Here is a 5281-nt window from a genome sequence, read left to right as displayed (position 1 = left end):
CGCTAATCTCGTGTGTTTCAATCGAGAACACTAAGCGCTCCCCCAAGCGTATCTTCTGAATATTAAGATAAGCGTCTAACAAGTCGACCTCTTGTGCGATGGTCGATTGCTCGGTGCGGCTGTTTTTAAGAGTCACACGCAATAAGTCAGTCAGTTTTTCGAGCATCAACTTGGCTTTCGCGCTATCACTCTCAATCAACACATTGATGGTCGCAAGTGTGTTGAACAAGAAGTGCGGTTCAATTTGGCTTTGCAGTTGCTTAAGCTGACTCAGCACCACCACCTTTTCTTGATCGGCCTGACGACGCTTGGCCACTTCCAATTCGTTATCGGCGCGTAGTTGTTGCTCTCGTGTATAGAAGTAGTAATAGCAAACCGAACAGAAGATCACACCGAGCAAGACTACGGATTTAAGGTCCGAGATATTGGATCCAAAATATCCGTTTAACCAATAGTGCGCGTTCAAGGTACCAAAGGTCATCGCAATCACCATTGAGATCCCTACATCAAACACCTTTGATTTCCTCTTAAACACCTCAACCAAGATAAAAGAAGAACCCACCGCGCTGTAGCCAAAACCAAAGCTTATCGCGAGATTGACCACAAGATCGCCGCCCCAAATTGTCTGTGTGGTGATGGCGATAACGAAACAAAACAGCGTGGTCAGCGTAAAGCTTTTAATCCATGGAAACTTACCGTTTGAAAAAGTGTTCATTAGAATCGTCCTTTGATATTTAAAAGAATCATATGACTATCGGGTAAGTTGGCGTAAGCAGAATCACTGTTACCGCCTAGAAAGCGTGCAGCAAGTTCCAAATCCAACGATGAATTGCCATTATCTAAAGCCTGATAGTTGAGCCACTGGGTCGCAATAAAGCCGCCATCTTGTGGAGACAACATCACATCAAATGTCGGCGTGATATCTTCAAACCAGCCATGTGTCGAATCCAGAGACCAGTGAAACATAATGTTGTGTTGAACCAAATTGGCGTGTTGATAACCTTGCGCGTAAGAACCGGCCAGTGATGCTGTCATCGGATTAACCGACAAAGACTCGGCACTTTCTATTGCGCTTTGCCACTCAGAATTACTCCACGCTCGGCTATCAAACCAGTATTCCAACACCACATTGTGGCCGGTGTCATTGGCCCACGTAAGTCCTGCCAACGCCTGATAAGCCTCGCCCTGCTCTTCAAGATAAACCGGTTTAAGCATTGAATCAGGCTGGCTGTATCCAAGGCTTTGTCGTTGATAGACCACCGAGCCGTGAAACTCCCACGCGAGGTTTAATACCGACACTAAACTCGCCCCAAGTAAGCCGTGACGTACATCGTCATAATAAGCGACCCACTGATACTCATGGTCACCCACTAGGTTGTAACGACGTAACCCAAATCCTTGTTGCTGGTTCTGCTTTTCGAATTCATTTACGTCTTGAGAAGTCCATGACGAATCGCTGTAAAGCAGTGTCCATTCTCCCGTCATATCGAACAGTGACGCCGAGGCCACACCCGCGCCCTCTTCTGCGACAATGCCTACCGGGTTTTGTCGATAAGGCTTGATGATGTCTAAAGGTCGGTAGCCATAACCCACGCCCCAATCAAGGCGAACCTTGCCGAGCGTGACATCAAGATAGTAGTCACCGAACGCTGAATTCGACAGCTCAACTCCACCTTGCCAGAACAACTCACGCACAATGAATTCCGATTCGAAGCTCGCGTCTTGTTCTTGAGGGTTATTGCTTAGAATATCATTGGCTTTCACTGCAAACAGACCAAGCCAATTGCCATATCCAACCTCAAGATCCAGCAAGCCATTGAATGACTGACGATTATTAGATGGTAAGGGGCTGAATGGCGACTCTCGCGATTCAACGGCTTCTGCACTGAGTTGCCAATCCCACGCCAAGTTCAGATCGTCCGCTTGAATCGTGTTACTCACACAAGACAAAGCAAGCAAAGTAGCGATTGAAGACTTGATGTGGAATCGGCGATTGGAAGCTTTCATGACACCCACCTAAAGCCCAGACACACTGTTACGCGATAAGTAAGCAGGGTTGTAGTATTTGTCTTCCAAGCTTTGTTCAATCACTTCGCGATACTCAATCACGGTTTTCTTGCTTGGTTGAATCTTATCGAGCAAGGTCATCGACACAACGGTTGGTAATCCATCTCGCACGCCTTCGGTAAACCACGCTTGCTTCGCCAGTTTTCCCGAACGCAGATACATATCCGCTTTAACTGGGAATGCTCGATCTGCCGTTAACCACAGATCAATCGATTGATAGCTGGCACCCTTGGTTTTCGCCGCGAGCTTTAGGTGATGGGTATTTAGTGTCTCGCCAGTCGGCATCTCAACCTGTTGCTCGGCAACCCACTCCCCTTGGTAGTCTTCGCTCCACGTCAGCGTCGAGATATCCCCTACCGAGGCTTCGCCCAATAGCTTTTGCATCGGTGTGATACGAATTGGTCGACGAGATTTCGGCATCAACAACCAATAGTTATCTTCAATCATCAGCATCTTTTGCCCAGTCTCGACGGCTGATTTAAAGACCACTAGTGACTCTCGGTTTGGCCTTGTGTAGACGTTGTATTCACGGGTTTTGTCCAGTTGCTCGTCTTGATACAGCGCCACCACAGACACTACCTTAGAGGCTTGTGCGCTGTTCAAGCGGTAGCTATCTGCCTTGGCGATCATCTCAGTGACTTGTTGTGAATCGACTGCCCAGCTTGGTGTCGATGCTAGAACCAAAACCAATACAGAACCTAAAACAGTGAGTAAACGAGTAAATTTATACATAAACCAGCGCCTCCGTGATTGGCTTATTCACGCCTTTGCGAGCAGAGAAATAAGCAGCCAACAAACATATCGTCAGCACACCTAAAGTGGCGTAACCAACTAATTCCAATGAGAAGTAAATATTGAGTGGGTAGCCCTCGGTTCTGCCGGGAGGTGGTGGCATTTGTATATCAACCACCAGCAGTAACACCGACACTAAGCCACTCACTAAAGCGCCAATCGCACTGCCAATCACCGCCAGCAATCCCGCCTCTTTTAAGAAGCCTGCGACAATTTCAGAAGGGTAACTACCAAGAGCCGACAAGGTGCCAATTTCACGAGTGCGCTCAGTCACCGACATGGTCATGGTGTTAAACAGCGACACAAACACCACCAATGCCATCACCGCGCCCATGATGCCGAAGATCCGGTCGTAAAGATCTTTAACCTTGGTGTAGAAAAACGCACGATCTTGCCATGGGGTGATCTCTGTGCCTTGATCGCTTTGGCTCGCGCTATTTCGATCTAAAGCCGTTTGGATACGCTGTTGAACGATTGAAGTCATGCTTGTTTCAAATAGGAACACCGACAAGGTACTGACTTTGTCTGAGGCCAAAAGCTCTTGAGCAGTGGTGATATGAACATACAATTGACGCTTATCCAGCTCAGGCACCCCTGTCGAGTAGATGCCCTGCACCCTAAAATCAAAGGCATTCAAAGCGCCATCACTAGTAGTCGCAAGCAGTGTAACCCAATCACCAACCACAACTTTGAGGTTACGAGCAAGGTCAGTTCCCAGCATTACTTGTGGCTCTTGACTGTCGTATCTTGGGGATTTCACATCCGACAGGGTTTGCCCGCTGCGCACATCAAGGAATGGACCTTTCATGTCGAACTCACGCTCATTAACACCCGTTCCCATAAAGATGGTCGACTTACTGCCGTTAGACACCAAGCCACTAAAATAGACTCGCGGCTGTACGCCACGCACGTCACTGTCACCAATGATGCTCTTGGTAAGCGCTTGAACGTTGTCTAGACCATTGCTCAATGGCATGTCTTCGTCTTGTTCAAAATAGCCCGGCGTGCTCAAAGTGAGATGACCAGTATCGCGCGCGGTCGATTCCCTTAAGGATTCGTAGGTGTAAAGCCCATAACCACCCGCACTGGTGAGTGCAAATACCGCAATGGCGATGATCAACACCGAAAGCAAACTACGACGACCGTTTCTTAATAAGTTAAGCCACGCCAAACGCACCGAGGTAGGAAGCAAGAAAGTGCTCATTCTTTGTGTTAACTTGCCCATGAGATCGCCTCCGTGGTTGCAGCTTGTGGCGCCAGTTGACCGTCGATAAGTTCAATCACTCGGTCACAACGCTGCGCCATTCTTGGGTCGTGCGTTGCGATGATAAAAGTCGTGCCCATTTCGTGGCCGAGCTCTTTCATAATGTCGATCACAAGGTTGGCGGTGTGGCTGTCTAAGCTAGCGGTCGGCTCATCGGCAATCACCAAGCTTGGGTTATGGATAAGGGCTCTGGCTATCGCAACACGTTGCTGCTGACCGCCTGAAAGGTTGTCTGGACGGTGATGAACGTAATCTCCTAGCCCAACACGCTCTAACATCTCTTGAGCTCTGGTCTGCTGTTCTTGTTTTGAGCATTGGTTCAACATCAATGGGTAAGCGACGTTTTCTAGCGCGGTCATCACAGGAACCAGATTGAAGCGCTGAAATACAAAACCCAACGACTGACGACGAAAACGTGCAGCGGCGATTTGCTCTGTTGGATACGGTTGGCCATCAATATTGATCTGCCCTCGGTAGTCCATGTCCAACAAACCCAAAATATTCAAAAGTGTGCTTTTCCCTGAACCCGACGGGCCACATAACGCCACCATTTCACCACGTTGGATATGTCCATCGACCCCGTTTAATGCATCAACACGTTGACCGCCCGTGACATACGCTTTGCCGATATTTTTAAATTCAATCATTCCCTTGTCCTCTGATTACCCATCATTCTTAAGCGTTCGCAGTTGTTAATGAGCTTAAGTAAACCGCTATTTAGCATTCGCAGCTGTTATTTAGCTTTCGCTATTAGGGCCTTCGCTGTCATGGTCTCGATGTTTCCGGCATCGGTACTTTCCATTTTTTCAAGCCACACCTGTGCTTGCTCGAAGTCTTCAGCACGAATCGATGCGGTAATGGCGTAACGGTAAATCCACGAGGTCGCAGCGAAATGTTGTTGTTGGAAATCATCTTCCGCGAGTAACGAGAGGAACAAGTCATAACCACGATCGAAATGGTTAAACATGTCTGGCAGAGAAGTGTAAGTCACAGCAGCCATGGCGCGAGTTAGGTAAGAATCTGGCAGCCCTTGAACACGAGGTTGTTCATGAATCGGTTGGTCTTCGTCTTTAAGCAGCACCAGTGATTTATCAATGGTCGACAAACCCTTTTCCACATACTTCATCTTGTTCCAAGGTAAGAACGCATCACGCCCCA

5 protein-coding genes and 1 pseudogene are annotated in these 5281 nt (G+C 48.1%); all 6 read right to left on the bottom strand.

Going from position 1 to position 5281, the window contains the following annotated elements; translation table 11 throughout:
- On the bottom strand, positions 1-715 hold a 715-nt coding region (locus AACR09_RS17205; protein WP_228010729.1), incomplete at its 3' end, for a sensor histidine kinase.
- Complete coding sequence (locus AACR09_RS17200) at positions 715-2007, bottom strand: hypothetical protein (RefSeq protein WP_193835427.1); 1293 nt, start codon at positions 2005-2007, stop codon at positions 715-717. The genes AACR09_RS17200 and AACR09_RS17205, both read right to left, overlap by 1 nt.
- A 9-nt stretch (positions 2008-2016) precedes the next feature.
- Entirely contained in the window at positions 2017-2799 is a 783-nt protein-coding gene (locus AACR09_RS17195; protein ID WP_193835426.1) for an outer membrane lipoprotein-sorting protein, read from the bottom strand.
- A complete protein-coding gene (locus tag AACR09_RS17190; RefSeq protein WP_193835425.1) occupies positions 2792-4084 on the bottom strand; it encodes an ABC transporter permease in 1293 nt (430 codons plus the stop codon). The genes AACR09_RS17195 and AACR09_RS17190 overlap by 8 nt, the downstream gene beginning before the upstream one ends.
- The gene (locus AACR09_RS17185; protein WP_193835424.1) at positions 4072-4770 is read right to left on the bottom strand and encodes an ABC transporter ATP-binding protein; all 699 of its coding nucleotides are present in this window, start codon (positions 4768-4770) and stop codon (positions 4072-4074) included. The genes AACR09_RS17190 and AACR09_RS17185 overlap by 13 nt, the downstream gene beginning before the upstream one ends.
- 86 nt (positions 4771-4856) lie before the next feature.
- Positions 4857-5281 (bottom strand): annotated as a pseudogene (locus AACR09_RS17180) (hypothetical protein); the annotation flags it as partial.

Source organism: Vibrio sp. OPT20, assembly GCF_963889365.1.
Classification (GTDB): Bacteria; Pseudomonadota; Gammaproteobacteria; order Enterobacterales; family Vibrionaceae; genus Vibrio; species Vibrio splendidus.
The sequence above is the reverse complement of the archived record's forward strand: the minus strand, read 5'-3'. Positions and strand labels throughout refer to the sequence as shown.